This window comes from Streptococcus sp. 68 (assembly GCF_013277415.1).
Lineage (GTDB): Bacteria > Bacillota > Bacilli > Lactobacillales > Streptococcaceae > Streptococcus.
Genome location: NZ_VMMX01000010.1, coordinates 175,811 through 192,809, shown reverse-complemented (window position 1 = coordinate 192,809; position 16,999 = coordinate 175,811). Strand labels below are relative to the sequence as shown.

General features: G+C 40.2%; 17 protein-coding genes and 1 pseudogene. 9 read left to right on the top strand and 9 right to left on the bottom strand.

The features are described from left to right. Positions 1 to 238: 238 nt before the first annotated feature. Positions 239 to 967: an ABC transporter permease gene (locus tag HT720_RS05655; protein ID WP_049513034.1), complete on the bottom strand. Its 729-nt coding sequence runs from the start codon at positions 965 to 967 to the stop codon at positions 239 to 241. A 15-nt stretch (positions 968 to 982) separates the two neighbouring features. Then, on the bottom strand, positions 983 to 1,828 hold the full coding sequence (locus tag HT720_RS05650) for an ABC transporter ATP-binding protein (protein ID WP_080976835.1): 846 nt from the start codon (positions 1,826 to 1,828) through the stop codon (positions 983 to 985). Positions 1,829 to 2,008: 180 nt separating this feature from the next. Here HT720_RS05650 and HT720_RS05645 point away from each other — a divergent pair, with 180 nt between their 5' ends. Next, the gene (locus HT720_RS05645; protein ID WP_049513032.1) at positions 2,009 to 2,872 is read left to right on the top strand and encodes a helix-turn-helix transcriptional regulator; all 864 of its coding nucleotides are present in this window, start codon (positions 2,009 to 2,011) and stop codon (positions 2,870 to 2,872) included. Positions 2,873 to 2,922: 50 nt separating this feature from the next. On the opposite strand, the gene HT720_RS05640 is transcribed toward HT720_RS05645, so the two are convergent. Then, complete coding sequence (locus tag HT720_RS05640) at positions 2,923 to 3,546, bottom strand: LysM domain-containing protein (protein WP_023934467.1); 624 nt, start codon at positions 3,544 to 3,546, stop codon at positions 2,923 to 2,925. A 240-nt stretch (positions 3,547 to 3,786) separates the two neighbouring features. On the opposite strand from HT720_RS05640, the gene sdaAB reads away from it, so the two are divergent. The 3 genes from sdaAB to HT720_RS05625 are packed head-to-tail and all read left to right on the top strand — an operon-like array spanning position 3,787 to position 5,993. Then, positions 3,787 to 4,458 (top strand): L-serine ammonia-lyase, iron-sulfur-dependent subunit beta, encoded by a 672-nt coding sequence (sdaAB, locus tag HT720_RS05635; protein WP_000838912.1) that lies wholly within the window; start codon positions 3,787 to 3,789, stop codon positions 4,456 to 4,458. A gap of 8 nt (positions 4,459 to 4,466) precedes the next feature. Beyond that, positions 4,467 to 5,339, top strand: a complete 873-nt coding sequence (sdaAA, locus tag HT720_RS05630) for an L-serine ammonia-lyase, iron-sulfur-dependent, subunit alpha (protein WP_049521384.1) — start codon at positions 4,467 to 4,469, stop codon at positions 5,337 to 5,339. Between the two features lie 21 nt (positions 5,340 to 5,360). Then, positions 5,361 to 5,993: an HAD hydrolase-like protein gene (locus tag HT720_RS05625; protein WP_173274934.1), complete on the top strand. Its 633-nt coding sequence runs from the start codon at positions 5,361 to 5,363 to the stop codon at positions 5,991 to 5,993. 111 nt (positions 5,994 to 6,104) lie between these two features. On the opposite strand, the gene HT720_RS05620 is transcribed toward HT720_RS05625, so the two are convergent. From HT720_RS05620 to HT720_RS10405, 3 genes and pseudogenes are all read right to left on the bottom strand, one after another. Continuing rightward, positions 6,105 to 7,955 (bottom strand): nucleoside-diphosphate sugar epimerase/dehydratase, encoded by a 1,851-nt coding sequence (locus tag HT720_RS05620; RefSeq protein WP_173274933.1) that lies wholly within the window; start codon positions 7,953 to 7,955, stop codon positions 6,105 to 6,107. A gap of 191 nt (positions 7,956 to 8,146) precedes the next feature. Then, on the bottom strand, positions 8,147 to 8,947 hold the full coding sequence (locus HT720_RS05615; RefSeq protein WP_188111078.1) for a glycosyltransferase: 801 nt from the start codon (positions 8,945 to 8,947) through the stop codon (positions 8,147 to 8,149). Next, positions 8,927 to 9,074: pseudogene (locus HT720_RS10405) on the bottom strand (glycosyltransferase family 2 protein); the annotation flags it as partial. The pseudogene HT720_RS10405 and the gene HT720_RS05615, both read right to left, overlap by 21 nt. A gap of 57 nt (positions 9,075 to 9,131) precedes the next feature. On the opposite strand from HT720_RS10405, the gene HT720_RS05610 reads away from it, so the two are divergent. From HT720_RS05610 to HT720_RS05590, 5 genes are all read left to right on the top strand, one after another. Further along, on the top strand, positions 9,132 to 10,298 hold the full coding sequence (locus HT720_RS05610) for an MFS transporter (protein WP_173274931.1): 1,167 nt from the start codon (positions 9,132 to 9,134) through the stop codon (positions 10,296 to 10,298). Between the two features lie 138 nt (positions 10,299 to 10,436). Next, a complete protein-coding gene (locus HT720_RS05605) occupies positions 10,437 to 10,763 on the top strand; it encodes a PadR family transcriptional regulator (RefSeq protein WP_023941403.1) in 327 nt (108 codons plus the stop codon). Beyond that, positions 10,750 to 11,343, top strand: a complete 594-nt coding sequence (locus tag HT720_RS05600) for a DUF1700 domain-containing protein (RefSeq protein WP_172925421.1) — start codon at positions 10,750 to 10,752, stop codon at positions 11,341 to 11,343. The genes HT720_RS05605 and HT720_RS05600 overlap by 14 nt, the downstream gene beginning before the upstream one ends. Then, positions 11,336 to 12,247 carry a DUF4097 domain-containing protein gene (locus HT720_RS05595; RefSeq protein ID WP_173274930.1) on the top strand — a complete coding sequence of 304 codons (912 nt, stop codon included), beginning with the start codon at positions 11,336 to 11,338 and terminating at the stop codon, positions 12,245 to 12,247. Before HT720_RS05600 ends, HT720_RS05595 begins: the two co-directional genes overlap by 8 nt. Before the next feature lie 62 nt (positions 12,248 to 12,309). Then, on the top strand, positions 12,310 to 13,374 hold the full coding sequence (locus tag HT720_RS05590; RefSeq protein ID WP_173274929.1) for a DUF6574 domain-containing protein: 1,065 nt from the start codon (positions 12,310 to 12,312) through the stop codon (positions 13,372 to 13,374). Positions 13,375 to 13,550: 176 nt separating this feature from the next. On the opposite strand, the gene HT720_RS05585 is transcribed toward HT720_RS05590, so the two are convergent. The 3 genes from HT720_RS05585 to HT720_RS05575 all read right to left on the bottom strand — a co-directional run bounded on the left by HT720_RS05585 (position 13,551) and on the right by HT720_RS05575 (position 16,908). Beyond that, entirely contained in the window at positions 13,551 to 14,411 is an 861-nt protein-coding gene (locus HT720_RS05585; RefSeq protein ID WP_173253419.1) for a DUF4299 family protein, read from the bottom strand. Positions 14,412 to 14,532: 121 nt separating this feature from the next. Beyond that, on the bottom strand, positions 14,533 to 15,519 hold the full coding sequence (locus tag HT720_RS05580; protein WP_173253420.1) for a rhodanese-related sulfurtransferase: 987 nt from the start codon (positions 15,517 to 15,519) through the stop codon (positions 14,533 to 14,535). A gap of 195 nt (positions 15,520 to 15,714) precedes the next feature. Further along, positions 15,715 to 16,908, bottom strand: a complete 1,194-nt coding sequence (locus tag HT720_RS05575; RefSeq protein ID WP_173270177.1) for an OFA family MFS transporter — start codon at positions 16,906 to 16,908, stop codon at positions 15,715 to 15,717. Positions 16,909 to 16,999 lie beyond the last annotated feature (91 nt).

Sequence of the window (16,999 nt, the reverse complement as noted above, 5' to 3'; positions counted from 1 at the left end):
GTTTCAGTCTTGAATACAATCAAGTTGAAAGGAATACCGTGTGGTTTTTGAATTTTTGAAGTTTCATAGGTCAGTTTGTTGGATAATGTTATAAGAAAATTCATGCTCATCAATAGAAGGCTTAATTCCCCTACAATTATCTGTTTACCTCTGTTATACATTCTAATTTTCTTTAGTCAGCGCAACATCTTTTTATTTTTTGCTGGATTTTAAGTCTTCAAAATAATACTAAACGAAACTAAAATGAATACTCCTTACTTTTCTTGAGAGTGAAAAAATACAATAAGATGATTGTAGTGATTACCACAAGATACTGACTAATAGACATCGTATTTGAAGCCACAAATACAGGTAAAGAATAAAAAGGAAGAAGTTCAATTGCTTTGATAAACAAATCATTACTAGTATTCATCATAATCGTATTTAATATATTAGGGACAAAGAGTAGTAAAGCTACTAAAATACCAAATACCAAGCCACTTTTCAATTTGTATAAATAGAAAATGTAAGATAATAGAAAATAAACTAGGACTAACAAAATTGTATTGACTACAATGGCTACTATAAAATCTAATCCTAAAGCACCTGGAACACCCAATTTACTTACGATGACTAGTAACACAATACCATTCAAAGCATAAATAATGGAAACTGAGATGGCATATAGAAAATTAGACAAGACGTAAATCATCCGATTTTTCTGTTGATTATAAAATAAACTGATCGTATTGTGGGAAAAATCCCTGCTAATAATTCGGTTAGCATGTATAACAGCCATTAACATACCGAGCATAGCATAAAAGTTTGAAATATGCTTAATACCAAGTGATGTCCCTTGAGTATTTAGAATAAAGAATGTAACCAATATCGGCGGTATAAACGAGATAATCAAACCGAGATATATTACGCCTGATGAATATAAATCCCTTATATTTTCTTTAAGAAAATTCAATTTATTTAATTTCATGATTATAACCTTCCTTTATTTTGAACGATTTAGATAAATATCTTTAAGCGTCTCTTTTTTAGTTTCAAAATCAACTACTTTAATAGAGTTTTCATTAAAAAATTTAAAAAGCTCACTACTTTGAATATTACCAGACATAGTAATTTTCAGTCCCTCTGCCTGAACAATATCCCCAAATTCTTGTTTGGTAATGAAAATGTCTCTATCTGTAGCTGATGAAAAAGCTATCTCAAACAAGCAATTATGACTATCTTTTCCTACTTTTTGAAATGTCAAAAGCCCGTTCTCCAAGAAAAGAACCCTCTCACAAATTTCTTCAATATCTTCTAATTTATGACTCGATATTAAAATTCCCACATTTTCATGTAAAGCTAAATTTTTTAGAACCGCTAAAACTATTTGTGACGATTCAATATCTAAACCATTAGTCGGCTCATCTAAAATCAATATATCAGGTTCCGTAACAAGAGTTAGAAGCAAAGCTAATTTTTGTTTTGTACCCAAAGAATAGGTCTTTACTTTTTTATTAATAGACTGAGTCAAATCTAACTCTTGGATCAAACTTCCAAATCTTTCTTGATTGTAGTCAACACCATATAAATTTGACAAATATTTTAAATTCTCTAAACCTGTTTTAGATAAAAATAATTTTGGTTCTTCGATTAAATACCCAACATTATCACTACTTATAATATTCCCTGAAGTCGGTTGATTATTCTGAACAAGAATTTTCATCAACGTACTCTTACCAACTCCATTTCTCCCTACTAGACCAACAATTTCACCCTTGTTAAGTGCAAAATTTATATCTTTGAGAATGATTGAATGACCATAATGCTTACTTACATTTATAACTTCCATTTTTTATTCCTCCCTGTATTTTGTATCTACAGTATACCTCTTCTTTACTCTATTTTAAAATTAGTTAACTTTTTTCACACATTATTTTAGTTTTCTTTTTTACTATTCCTGTTATTATGATACAATGTTTTTAATTGGATTTTATTATTTGTTAACTTTTTTCACGAAAAGGAGAAAATTATGCGTTATGATTTTGGAAAGGTCTATAAAGAAATACGTGAATCAAAAGGCTTGACTCAAGAAGAGGTCTGTGGAAATGTCCTCTCAAGAACTAGCCTATCAAAGATTGAAAGTGGCAAGGCAACTCCAAAATATGAAAATATGGAATTTCTTCTCCGTCAAATCAATATGAGTTTTGAAGAGTTTGACTACATCTGCCATCTCTATCAGCCGAGCCAACGAACAGAAATCATGCAAACTTATCTCAATATGACTTCTATAATTGGTAGTAGTAGTCTAGTTCATTTTTTTGAAACATGCCAAGACTATCTCAAAACCCACTACGACCTGCCTATAGAAGAAATAAGGGATATGCTGGAAATTGTCATTCATATCCGTCAACATGGTACAGAGCAACTGTCAGACCAAGTAAAACAGACTATCACAAAACTTTGGGAAAAAATTGAAAAACAAGATACATGGTATGAGAGTGACCTGAAAATCCTCAATACCATTCTTTTCAGTTTTCCCATTGAACACCTCCATCTCATCACTGGAAAAATATTGCAACGCTTGGAAATCTATAAAAACTATCAACATTTATATGACTTGCGAATGACAATCCTACTCAACCTTTCCACACTCTATCTATACAATCAAGATAAAAACATATGCCAACAAATCTGCGATACTTTACTAGAGGATGCCAAGAAAAAGAAAAAATATGATAGCTTGGCTATCGCCTATGTCCGTATCGGGATTTGTAGGGATGACGCTAGACTTATCCAAAAAGGGTTCTCCCTTCTGGAGCTGACCGAGGAAACTTCTATGCTGTCTCATCTCAAAAAAGAAGTGGAGATCTATTATCAATCGAAGAAAAGATAAAAAGTCGAGGGAGTTCCTCGACCTTTTCATATTATTCTGTTCGTTAGTTCTTAATACCAGCCGTTGTTAAGCCAGAAGTTTTTGGCGGCTGTCCATGAACCGTAACGTCCTGCAACGTAGGCATCTGCTACACGTTCTTGGTTTTCAGCTGAGTAGTCACCGTTCAAGTATGAATCTGTCAATTGGTAACGTCCGATGTAACGTCCATTTGTAGCTGTGTAGCTACCGCCTGATTCTTTTTGAGCGATCCATTCTTTAGCTTCTGCTTCAGATCCGCTGACAGTTGAAGCAACTGTTTCTTCTGCTACTGTTTCACTTACTACTGGAGTTTCTTCTGCTACTTCTGTAGTTTCTGTCACTGTAGCTGAAACAGCCTCATCTTGAGCTGCTGGAGCTGCATAAGTCGTTGGCGCTGGTGTTGAAGCAGGCGCTACAGGGCCATCAATAACCAACTCTTGACCAACATAAATCAAATGAATGTTTTCAATGTGGTTGTTTTCTGCTAATTTCTCAACAGTTGTGTTGTGAGTTTCAGCGATTTCTGAAAGTGTATCACCTTCTTTAACAGTGTAAGTTGATGATTCTTGAGCAGATACAAATGATGGAGCAAATACTGCAAACAAGGCAGCTACTCCTGCAAGAGTTGTTTTAATCTTTTTAGTTGTTGATTTCATATTTGAAAATTCTCCTTCTTTCTATAGTTCTATCATACCCTTTAAATATTACCGTTTCTTGACACTTTTATGTAGAAATATTACAAAATTATTTTTTATTTCCCTAAATAATGTGTTTTTTGTCATAAAAGATACTATTTTTATGCTATTTGTAGTGTAAAAAGGTTTTCATCCACAATTAAAGCCAAGACCCTCATTCTTTGATATAATAGAGATAAGAATTTTTATAAGGGGAAACTGATGAAATCACTTCGTTTTCAATCTGTCTTTGATATCATCGGACCAGTTATGATTGGCCCATCTAGTAGCCATACAGCTGGTGCTGTCCGTATTGGGAAGATTGTCTCTTCCATTTTTGATGATACTCCGACAGAAGTCGAATTCCAACTTTTTAACTCATTTGCCAAGACCTATCGTGGTCACGGGACAGACCTAGCCCTTGTTGCAGGTATTTTGGGCATGGATACAGATGATCCTGAAATCCCAAACAGTCTGGAGATTGCCCACAAACGTGGTATCAAGATTGTCTGGACTATTCAAAAAGACAGCAATGCTCCGCATCCTAATACCACTAAAATTACCGTTAAAAATGCCCATAAAACTATCAGTGTGACTGGCATTTCTATCGGGGGAGGGAATATTCAGGTAACCGAACTCAATGGCTTTGCCGTCTCTCTCAATATGAATACACCGACTATCATCATTGTTCATCAAGATATTCCAGGTATGATTGCCCTCGTTACGGAGGCCCTTTCACGCTATGGTATCAATATCGCCCAGATGAATGTCACTCGTGAAAAAGCTGGTGAAAAAGCCATTATGATTATCGAAGTTGACAGTCGCAACTGTGATGAGGCTATCGAAGAAATTCGAAAAATCCCTCATCTCCACAATGTCAATTTCTTTAAATAGGAGGAAGCATGTTTTATTCTATCAAAGAATTGGTCGAGCAGGCAGAACTAGACTTTCAAGGAAATGTCGCAGAACTCATGATTACAACAGAGTTTGAATTGACCGGTCGCGAACGTGAAGAAGTCTTCCTTCTCATGGAACGCAATCTGGAAGTCATGAAAGCCTCTGTCCAACTCGGCCTCAATGAAAATAAATCTCGTAGTGGCCTGACAGGTGGAGATGCTGCCAAATTGGATCACTACATAAAAAACGGAAAAACTCTGTCAGATTATACGATTCTCTCGGCTGCCCGAAATGCCATCGCAGTCAATGAACACAATGCCAAAATGGGCTTGGTCTGTGCCACTCCGACCGCTGGAAGTGCTGGCTGTCTCCCTTCCGTTCTCACTGCTGCTATTGAAAAATTAGACCTCAGCCATGAGCAACAACTGGATTTCCTCTTTGCTGCTGGTGCCTTTGGACTAGTCATCGCAAACAATGCCTCTATCTCAGGTGCTGAGGGTGGGTGTCAAGCTGAAGTTGGTTCAGCCTCTGCTATGAGTGCTGCCGCCTTGACTCTGGCTGCAGGTGGAACACCTTATCAAGCCAGTCAAGCTATTGCCTTTGTCATTAAAAACATGCTGGGCCTCATCTGTGACCCTGTTGCAGGTTTGGTCGAAGTTCCCTGTGTCAAACGCAATGCTATGGGAGCTAGCTTTGCCTTCATCGCAGCTGACATGGCCCTGGCAGGTATCGAATCTAAAATCCCTGTGGATGAAGTTATCGATGCCATGTACCAAGTGGGTTCAAGCATGCCAACTGCCTTTCGTGAAACAGCTGAAGGTGGACTTGCGGCCACCCCTACTGGTCGTCGCCTCCAAAAAGAAATTTTCGGAGAATAAGCTTATCAAATAGGAGAAACCATGACCTCTATCACAGCTATCTTTTTCGATCTGGATGGAACCCTCGTTGACAGTTCTATCGGGATTCACAATGCCTTTACCCATACCTTTAAAGAGCTAGGAGTGCCTAGCCCTGATGCCAAAACGATTCGTGGTTTTATGGGACCGCCTCTCGAAAGTAGTTTTACGACCTGCCTGCCTAAAGAACAAATCTCTGAAGCCGTGCAGATATACCGTTCTTACTACAAGGCAAAAGGCATCCATGAAGCTCAACTCTTTCCTCAGATTGTAGACTTGCTTGAGGAGTTATCGAGCAGTTATCCACTCTACATCACCACTACAAAGAATACTCCAACCGCTCAGGATATGACTAAAAACTTGGGCATCTATCATTTCTTTGATGGCATTTATGGTTCCAGCCCTGAAGCACCCCAGAAGGCAGATGTCATTCGCCAAGCCTTGCAGACACATCAACTAGCACCAGAACAAGCCATCATCATCGGAGATACTAAGTTTGATATGCTAGGAGCTCAAGAAACAGGCATTCAGAAGTTGGCCGTCACTTGGGGATTTGGAGAGCAAGCAGACTTGCTACACTATCAACCAGATTATATCGCCCACAAACCATTAGAGGTTTTGGCGTATTTTCAATAACATAGACTGGGTAACAACTCCATTTCAGAAGAAAATGAGGCAATCTATACATAACAACACGCATATTACCAAGGTTCTTATGAACAACTTGATAATATGCGTTTTTCTTTTTTATTCAACGTGGGTTGTTTGATTGGCAAAGGCGATAATGGCTTGCTTCAACTCATCTCCACTGAGAGTGCGGAACTCTTCAATTTTTTGATTGATGGATTCTAAAGGCATGACATTAACCTTACCAACGAAAATCTTATCCATAACCTGGTTATCAACCAATTCGGTCGAAACCAAGAGTTCTTCGTAGAGTTTTTCACCTGGACGGATTCCAACTTCAACGATTGGAATTTCGCTTTCGGTGTGGCCACTTAGAAGGACCATTTTCTTGGCCAAGTCATAAATCTTGACTGGTTTGCCCATATCAAGGATAAAGACTTCTCCATCTTTAGCATACGCACCAGCATGGATAACCAGACGACTAGCTTCTGGAATGGTCATAAAGTAACGGGTCATGCGGAAGTCTGTCACCGTTACAGGCCCACCTTCAGCAATCTGACGTTCAAAGACTGGAATAACACTACCACGGCTACCAAGAACATTCCCAAAACGAACTGCACAGTAGGTTGATTGGCTACGTTGGTTAAAACCAGTGACAATCAACTCAGCCACACGCTTGGTTGCTCCCATAACATTGGGTGGATTGACCGCCTTATCTGTCGAAATCATAACCATCTTAGGTACTTTGGCTTCATCAACAGCCTTAGCAACATTGTAGGTTCCACGAATATTGTTTTTAAAGGCTTCTTTTGGATTACGCTCCATCATAGGAACGTGCTTGTGGGCAGCCGCATGATAAACAATAGCTGGCTTGTACTGCTCAAAGACTTGCAACAAACGATCATAGTCTTGAATATCGGCAATAACTGGTACATAATCAATCCCTTGGAACTTACGAATCAATTCATGATAAACAAGGTAGATTGAATTTTCACCGTGACCAAGCAAGACGATGCGTTCAGGATTGAAACGACTAACTTGGCGACAGATTTCAGAACCAATTGAACCACCAGCACCTGTAACCAAGATTGTTTTTCCAGTAAGTTCTGCGCCCAGACGCGATTCGTCAAGACGAATTTCCTGACGTCCCAAAAGGTCTGTGATATCAATCTTCTGGAAGCCTCCACCTGCTTGGTGAAGTCCCTGAACAACCGTTTCAACTTTAGGCATCTTGTAACATTTGACACCCAGTTTGTTACACATCTGCAAGATACGTTCATATTCTGACGGGTCAAGCGACGGAATCGCAACGATAACACGCTCTATTTGATGACGTTTGGCTAATTCAGGCAGATCATCATATGAACCCAAAACAGGAATTCCACCAAGTTTTTGGCCCTTTTTCTTAGCATCCTTGTCCAAAATACCAACAAGTTCCAAATCACTGGTTGGATGTTGGTAACTATCCATAAAAAGGGCCCCACCATCACCAGCACCGATCAAGAAGGTCCGACGATGTTCTCCATCACCACTGCCTTTTTTGCGTCTAGAGTAGATTAACTGCCAAGTAATCCGCGGCAATAAAATCAGGAAGGTACTCAACAAGATAAAGAGAATGATGAAACGGATGGAGAAGAGTGGCAAGAAGGCATAGCAGATACTATATGACAAGACACTGCTGGCAGTCACACCAAAAAAGATTTTCATGAAATCCGTAATCTTGCTGTAACGACTGATACTAGCATTCAACCCCCAAAATCCAATCATCAATTGATAGAACAGGAAGGCCAAACTCGTATAGATAATGTAGTCAACAGGTGCTGGGTTAATTAGTCCGTAAAATAAGATATAAGATACAATGATGGAAACCACCATACTGAAAATATCAAATATGCCCCAGAAGACTTGTTTTTGTTGTTTATTTAAAATTTCCACCAGATCAATCACATAATCTGTGAGTTTTTTATTCATAGAAATTTACTCCTCCTTAAAAGAGCCGGATGATTATGCTCAATGAAAATCAAAGAGCAAACTAGGAAACTAGCCGCAGGCTGTACTTGAGTACGGCAAGGCGACGTTGACGCGGTTTGAATTTGATTTTCGAAGAGCATTATATTGTTATTATAACACTTTTTCTAAAGTTTACGATTTGCTACAATCTTTTACTTGCTTTTTCGTAACAGTTTCATAAAAATAAACTGTCTGACAAATCCTGGACAAAGGGCGACTACCATCTGAATCGCAACACTCTTGGCATACTCCATGTAAGAAATTTGCCCTCTCTTCAGCATTCGTTGACGAGCCTGACGATAGAGTTTGAGATAACGCAGTCCTCCACGACGCTCAAACATCCCTGCCCCGACACGAACCTTACACAAGATTTGATCCAAATTTCCAGTCTTGGCTCCTGCAGCAATCATATTGAGCCAGAGGAGGTCATCTTCCATATAAAGCCCATCCTCATAGTTGCCTGCCTTGAGAACCATATCCTTCTTGAACATGACAGTCATGTGGTTAAAGGCACTTCTCATCCTTTGATAAGCTACAATATCTGCATGTTGAGTCGGCACACGACGGTAAGAAACAATCTCATCAGGATTGTCAATAAACTCTGCAATATGTCCACCTAATAGGTCGAGGTTGTCCTTCTCCATTAGCTGAACCTGTTTCTCAAAACGATCTGGAACAGCTATATCATCCGTATCCATACGGGCAATAATATCGTACTGACACTGCAAAACACCCTGTCGAAGAGCCAGACCCAAACCTTGATTCTGCTCAAGAGGACAGCGTTTCACTGGAATTTCAGACTCAGCCTCCACCTGGTCTAACACCTGATAGAGCTCAGGTGTCAAAGGTCCATCCTCAACCAGAACCAACTCGCTCGGTTTCAGGGTCTGATTTTGAACACTCTCAATAGCATCCTTTAAAAATGTCGGATTTTCCTTGATATAGACCGACATCAATACGCTGATTTTTTGCTTTTCAGACACAGTTTTTCTCCAATGTATAGATTTCCTTCCACTATTTTATCATAATTTTCAAGACTTTCCCATTTTTATCTTGAAAGCCAGAAACCTTACTTGACATTATAGTGAAAAAGCCTTAAAATAAGCTGTTATTAAAATCAGCTAGAAGAGGTATTTTATGAAAAAGCAATCACTCTTTTTTGTTCCAGGTATTATCCTGATTGGTGTTTCCTTGCGGACTCCTTTTACTGTTTTACCCATTATTTTGGGAGATATTTCGCAAGGTCTGGGGGTAGAAGTTAGTTCACTTGGTGTCTTGACCAGCCTGCCTCTCCTCATGTTCACCCTCTTCTCGCTATTTTCTACCCGACTGGCTCAGAAAATCGGCTTGGAGCATCTCTTTACCTACAGCCTCTTCTTCTTGACCATTGGCTCACTTATTCGACTAATCAATCTGCCCCTGCTCTATCTAGGAACCTTGATGGTTGGGGCAAGTATCGCAGTCATCAATGTGCTGCTTCCTAGTCTTATTCAGGCCAATCAACCAAAGAAAATTGGTTTTCTGACCACCTTATATGTAACGTCTATGGGGATTGCGACAGCTCTGGCTTCCTATCTGGCTGTGCCTATTACACAAGCCAGTTCTTGGAAAGGACTTATCCTCCTCCTCACCCTACTCTGTCTAGCAACTTTTTTGGTCTGGCTCCCAAATCACCGCTACAATCACAGACTGGCTCCACAAACCAAACAAAAAAGCCAAACAAAGGTCATGCGTAATAAACAGGTCTGGGCAGTGATTGTCTTTGCAGGTTTTCAATCCTTGCTCTTTTACACTGCTATGACCTGGCTACCTACCATGGCTATCCACGCAGGCCTATCCAGCCACGAAGCTGGCTTGCTGACATCTATCTTCTCGCTGATCAGCATTCCTTTTTCAATGACCATCCCAAGCCTGACAACCAGCTTGTCAACTCGCAACCGTCAGCTCATGCTCACTTTGGTTTCACTAGCTGGTGTGGTCGGCATTTCCATGCTCTTTTTACCAGTCGGTAATTTCATTTACTGGCTTGCCATCCATCTCCTCATCGGAACCGCAACCAGCGCCCTCTTCCCCTATCTCATGGTCAACTTTTCACTTAAGACAAGCGCCCCTGAAAAGACTGCCCAATTGTCTGGCTTATCTCAAACAGGAGGCTATATTCTAGCGGCCTTTGGGCCAACCCTCTTTGGTTACAGTTTTGACCTTTTCCACTCTTGGGTACCAGCTGTAGCTGCCCTCTTGCTCGTCGATATTCTGATGACTGTGGCCCTCTTTACAGTGGACAGAGCTGATAAAATCCTCTAAACTTCTAGTTTTTCCTAGAAGTTTTTTATATATAAAAATTTTACACATTTCTCTTGACAGGGCTTTCTTTTAGATGTACAATGTATGTGTAGAAAAATTATATATAAAAATCCTACACATTAGAAAAGGAGGTTTCCCATGTACTTTCCAACATCCTCTGCCTTGATTGAATTTCTCATCTTGGCCGTACTGGAAAAAGGGGATTCTTATGGTTATGAGATTAGCCAAACCATTAAGCTGATCGCTAATATCAAAGAATCCACACTCTATCCCATTCTCAAAAAATTGGAAGGCAATAGCTTTCTGACAACCTATTCTAGAGAGTTCCAAGGTCGCATGCGCAAATACTACTCCTTGACAAATGGTGGTATAGAACAGCTCGTGACCCTAAAAGATGAATGGGCACTCTATACAGACACCATCAATGGCATCATAGAAGGGAGTATCCGCCATGACAAGAACTGAATACCTGACTCAGCTAGAACTCTATCTCAAAAAACTGCCTGAAGCTGACCAAATTGAAGCCATGGACTATTTCAGGGAACTCTTTGATGATGCTGGAGTCGAAGGAGAAGAAGAACTTATCGCTAGCTTGGGAACTCCCAAAGAAGCGGCCCACGAAGTCCTCTCTAATCTTCTCGATAAAAAAATCAATGAGGCACCCGCTCAAAAAAATAACCGACAAATTTTGCATATCGCCTTATTAGCCCTCCTTGCAGCACCCATCGGGATTCCTCTGGGAATCGCCATCCTCGTGACCCTGTTCGCAATCCTTGTGGCAGCCTTGACTGTCATCTTGGCTTTCTTTGCGGTTTCCATACTGGGTATCATCGGCGGATTCCTATTTTTAGTTGAAAGTTTCACTGTCCTAGCCCAAGCCAAACCAGCCTTTATCTTGATTTTTGGTTCTGGTTTACTGGCTATCGGTGCTTCTTCACTAGTCTTACTAGGTATTTCCTATGTAGCCCGCTTCTTCGGTCTACTCATTGTTCGCTTGGTGCAATTTGTTCTTAAAAAAGGAAAGAGAGGTGACCAGCATGCGTAAATTGACAAAAGGATTTCTCATTTTTGGTGTGGTGACTACCGTTATCGGCTTTATCCTGCTTTTTGTAGGGATCCAATCTGACGGGATTAAGAGCCTACTTGCCATGTCCAAGGAGCCTGTCTATGATAGTCGGATGGAAGAGCTGACCTTTGGTAAGGAAGTCGAAAACCTAGAGATTACTCTCCACCAACACGCGCTGACCATCACAGACTCTTTCGATGATCAAATCCACATTTCTTACCATCCATCACTTTCTGCTCACCATGATCTTATCACCAATCAGAACGATAGAACTCTGAGTCTCACTGATAAGAAACTGTCTGAAAGTCCATTTATCTCTTCTGGAATTGATGGGATTCTCCATATTGTAAGTAGTTCATCTAATCGTTTTAATGATGTCATCATCGGACTACCGAAAGGGAGAACTCTAAAAGGGATCAACATCTCAGCCAATCGCGGACAAACCACCATCATAAATGCTAGCCTTGAAAATGCGACCCTCAATACAAACAGCTATATCCTCCGAATTGAAGGAAGCCGTATCAAAAACAGTAAACTCACAACGCCCAATATCGTCAATATCTTTGATACAGATTTTACAGATAGTCAGCTAGAATCAACAGAAAATCACTTCCACGCTGAAAATATCCAAGTCCATGGTAAGGTTGAACTGATTGCCAAAGATTATCTCCGAATCATCCTAGACCAGAAAGAAAGCCAACGAATTAATTGGGACGTCTCAAGTAACTATGGGTCTATCTTCCAATTCACAAGAGAAGAGCCTGAATCAAGAGGCACGGAATTAAGCAACCCTTACAAAACTGAAAAAACCGATGTCAAGAATCAACTCATTGCGAGATCTGATGATGATATTGAGCTAATATCCACACCAAGCAGACGTTGACAAAAACGCTTACATCTGCTACTATGGAAGCATATTTATCTAACTAAAAAGGAGGTTCTACCATGAAACAAGAATGGTTTGAAAGTAATGATTTTGTAAAAACAACAAGCAAGAACAAGCCTGAAGAGCAAGCTCAAGAGGTTGCAGACAAGGCTGAAGAAACGATAGCCGATCTCGATACACCAATTGAAAAAAATACTCAAGTAGAGGAGGAAGTCTCTCAAGCTGAGGTCGAATTGGAAAGCCAGCAAGAAGAGAAAATTGAAACTCCTGAAGGCGGTGAAGCGAGAACAGAAATAGAAGAAAAGAAAGCATCTAATTCTACTGAAGAAGAGCCAGACCTTTCTAAAGAAACAGAAAAAGTCACTATAGCTGAAGAGAGTCCAGAAGCACTTCCTCAGCAAAAAACAACTACGAAAGAGCCACTTCTTCTCAGTAAATCCTTAGAAAGTCCTTATATTCCCGACCAAGCTCCAAAATCTACGGATAGATGGAAAGAGCAAGTGCTTGATTTTTGGTCTTGGCTAGTGGAGGCTCTCAAATCTCCTACAAGCAAGCTTGAAACAAGTAGCACACACAGCTACACAGCCTTTCTCTTGCTCATTCTGTTTTCTGCATCTTCCTTTTTCTTTAGTATCTACCACATCAAACATGCTTACTATGGACATATAGCAACTATGCATAATCACTTCCCTGAACAATTTGCTTCATTAAATCTCTTTTCGATTATCTCTATCCTAGTAGCAACAACACTCTTCTTCTTTTCATTCCTCTTGGGCAGTTTCGTTGTGAGACGATTTATCTACCAAGAAAAGGACTGGACGCTAGAAAAGGTTCTCCAACAATATAGTCAACTCTTGGCAATTCCAATCTTCCTAACTGCCATTGCTAGTTTCTTTGCCTTCTTTGATAGCCTACGATTTTCAGCCCTTTTGTGTGTGATTAGCATTGGAATCATTCTGCTTGCTAGCCTCCATATCATTACGAGACCTAGTCAAGCAAGTGAAACCGACTCCTTCTATCAGTTATTCTTATCTGTCCTTGTGAACGGAGTCATTATCCTCCTCTTCTTTGTAGCTGAAGTGGCACTGATTGGGGATTATCTCCGTATCTTAACCTTTCTTTAAACTTCATACTATTCGAAAATCTCTTCAAACCACGTCAGCTTCGCCTTACCGTAGATATATGTTCCTGACTTTGTCAGTCTTATCTACAANNTTTGATTTTCATTGAGTAGCAATCCTGTCTTCCATGGCAGGATTTTTTATATATCAAAAAGCAAGTCGATTGACCTGCTTCTGCTTTACTCTTCTTGTGCTAATGCTTTAAAATCTTTGTCTAAGATGGGTTGTATTTCTAATTGATTGGCATCTAGTTGGTGGTAAGATTCTGATGGTAATGACTCTAGGAATTTTGCATAGTCCAAGCGAGCGATGGCTTCATAGTCTTCTGGTTTAGAGCCATCTCCTGTAATTTGAACCAAGTCGATTTCCCACTGGACTTCCTTATCCACCAATTGCTCCATATAGGCTACAGGAACAAATGGTTCTCTCGGCAACACTGTCTTGACTCCTTGAGCCAGATGGTAAACGCCATGCACTTGCCCTCCTCCATCCTGATAGAAGGAAACTCTTGCAAAGTAGGCATCTGTCTCTTGAACCGCACGTACACGCGCTTCAAATTGAGCCAAGCCATCTTCCTCTAAAAAGCTTTTCAAATCCTCATGACTAAAGAAAACAGGATTAAAAATTCCTTGGCAAATCGTAAAATGGGCTACAGTGTCTGCTAGATAGGCTTGAATACTTGCCTGGAAATACGCTTCAAAATCAAAACCATCTAGTCCTTCAATCTCAGTTCCTGTATAAGCAAGCAGGGCATCTAAAAACGACTTGATAATCCGCCAGTCTGTCTTCGTTAATAGGTCAGGAAGATCGATACGGTAAGCCTTTTGACCATCAGCATAGCTAACTTTAAAGAGAAATTGTGATTGCCCCACTATCGCACACTCGATATATTCGAGACGGTTAAGAGGCTGACGGAGATAGACTGCATCATAGCTATGTGACTCCAAGCCATCTACCAAGGCCAAGATCGACTTGGCAGTCAAAATCTCCTGTTCTCCTAAAATGCTCTGTTTATTTGGAATAAAAAATGTTTTCGCCATAACTGGGCTCCTTTGAAATCGTTTACATACAGTATACCTTATTTTCCTGAAAGATACAGAAACAAACTTTAGATTTTTGAGTACAAAGCATAGAAAAACAGCCCCTGAGGACTGTTTGATCTTATACAGTAGCTGCTTGATCCAAGCTTTCACCGATAGCGGCTAGGCGCTCGATCACTTCAGCTTGTGTCAATTCATTTTCTGAAACATAGCGGTTACGTGGGTGAACACGGCACTCGTGTGAGCATCCACGAAGGTACTTGTCTTCATTTTCTTCTGACGTCAGGATGCGACGATTACAGAATGGATTTCCACAGTTGACATAACGTTCACATGGTGTTCCATCAAACCAGTCTTTCCCTACGATAGTTGGGTTGACATGGTTGACATCTACGGCGATACGCTCGTCAAAGACGTACATTTTCCCATCCCAAAGCTCACCTTGGACTTCTGGGTCTTTACCGTAAGTTGCGATTCCTCCGTGCAATTGACCAACATCTTTGTAACCTTCACGAACCATCCAGCCTGAGAATTTCTCACAGCGAACGCCACCTGTACAGTAAACCACGACACGCTTGTCCATGAATTTTTCCTTGTTATCACGAACCCATTGTGGCAATTCACGGAAGTTGCGGATGTCTGGTCGGATAGCCCCACGGAAATGTCCTAGGTCGTACTCATAATCGTTACGTGTGTCAAGGACAACGGTATCTTTATCAAGAAGGGCTTCTTTGAACTCTTTTGGAGACAAGTAAGCACCTGTTGTTTCAAGTGGGTTAATGTCATTGTCAAAGTCGTTGTCTTCCAAACCAAGGTGGACAATCTCTTTCTTGTAGCGAACAAACATCTTCTTGAAAGCTTGTTCACTTTCTTCGTCAATTTTGAACCAGAGGTCTTCCATGCCTGGGATGCTGTGAACGTAGTCCATGTATTTTTGAGTTGTTTCATAGTCACCTGAAACTGTTCCGTTAATTCCCTCGTCAGCGACTAGGATACGGCCTTTAAGGCCGATTGATTTACAGAAAGCCAAGTGGTCTGCAGCAAATTGCTCTGCATTTTCAATTGGAGTATAAAGGTAGTAAAGTAAGACACGAATATCTTTTGCCATAAGATTTGTTCTCTTTTCTATTCTTAAATTTTCTAAATTTTTTATTTATCCATACTAGTATACCTGCTTGAGAAAACGAATGCAATTTATTTGACTGGAAATTGCTATATTTCAATTTAGAAAAAAATTTCTTGTACACTACACTTAGTATCAATCATATTTTAAAAAATCCTTGGATTTTCCAAGGATTCATTTTTAAACTTTTTTAGCTTTAGCCATATAGAACAGTTGGAGTAGAATACCAAGGATAGCCATGCCGATAACGATAAAGAAGGCCATTGTATAATCTCCTTGGTTTTCCTGTGCAAGACGTGCTCCTAACTGAGGACCAGCAATAGCAGCTACGCCATAAGCAGTAAACATCCATCCATAGTTTGTCCCTACGTATGTAACTCCCCAGTTTTCAGCAGTAATTCCTGGGAATGAACCGAGGAAGCCTCCAAATGACAAGGCAACCATCATAATTCCAAGGATGGCCAAGATGCTTCCAGGACCTTTGAATAAGGCTGTGAGCAACAAACCAGTAGCAACCGCTCCAAACATGGCAATAACGGTAGGATAGCGACCAATCTTATCAGATACCGTACCCCAGAAGATACGACCAAATGTATTAGCGATAGATACCAGCATAACGAATAGTGTAGCTTCTCCTACAAGTTTATACTGGTCAGAAATTGATGCTGCAGTACCGATAATCATCATTCCACCAGTAGCACCAAGAACGTAAATCAACCATAGAAGCCAGTAATTTCCATCACGAAGCATTTCTTTGTAAGTTTTACCTTCTGGTTGAGCTGTTCCAGCTGCCGACGCTGCTGCAGGAGCTTTTTCCATTACCAATGAAGAAGTGCAAATAACAATTAGAAGAATGATACCCAATACTTTGAATGTTGAGTAAACACCCATAGAAGCAATCAAAGCTTTGGCAACTGGACCGATAATGAGCGGGCCTAACCCGAAACCTGCTGCTGTCAAACCACCAGCTAAACCTTTTTTATCTGGGAACCACTTAGTGGCAACTGAAGTAGATGCTCCATAAGCTGAACCAATACCAAGTCCTAGGACAACCCCGTAAGTGAGGTACAGGACTGGAAGAGAAGTAGCAAATCCAGTAGCAAACATACCAGCACCGAATAGAATACCACCTAGGAATACAAATTTCTTAGGTCCTGCTGAATCAACCTTAGGACCGAAAATAATCATACCAACAGGTACCATTGCAAAAGAAATACTAAAGGCCAAAGAAGTTTGGGCTTGAACCCATCCTTGACTAGCATTGGTTTCTAGCAGCGCCTTTTGAAAGACTGACCAGGCGTAACCAGCACCTAGAGATAGATTCGTTAAAATGGCTGCTGCCAAAATTAACCATCGATTGGGTGTTTTTTTCATTTGAATAACCTCATGTAAAATTTCTTGTTCCTAAAAAGAATAGAGAACAACTTTTATCATTTTTTCACCTACCTCGTTTAAATTGATCATT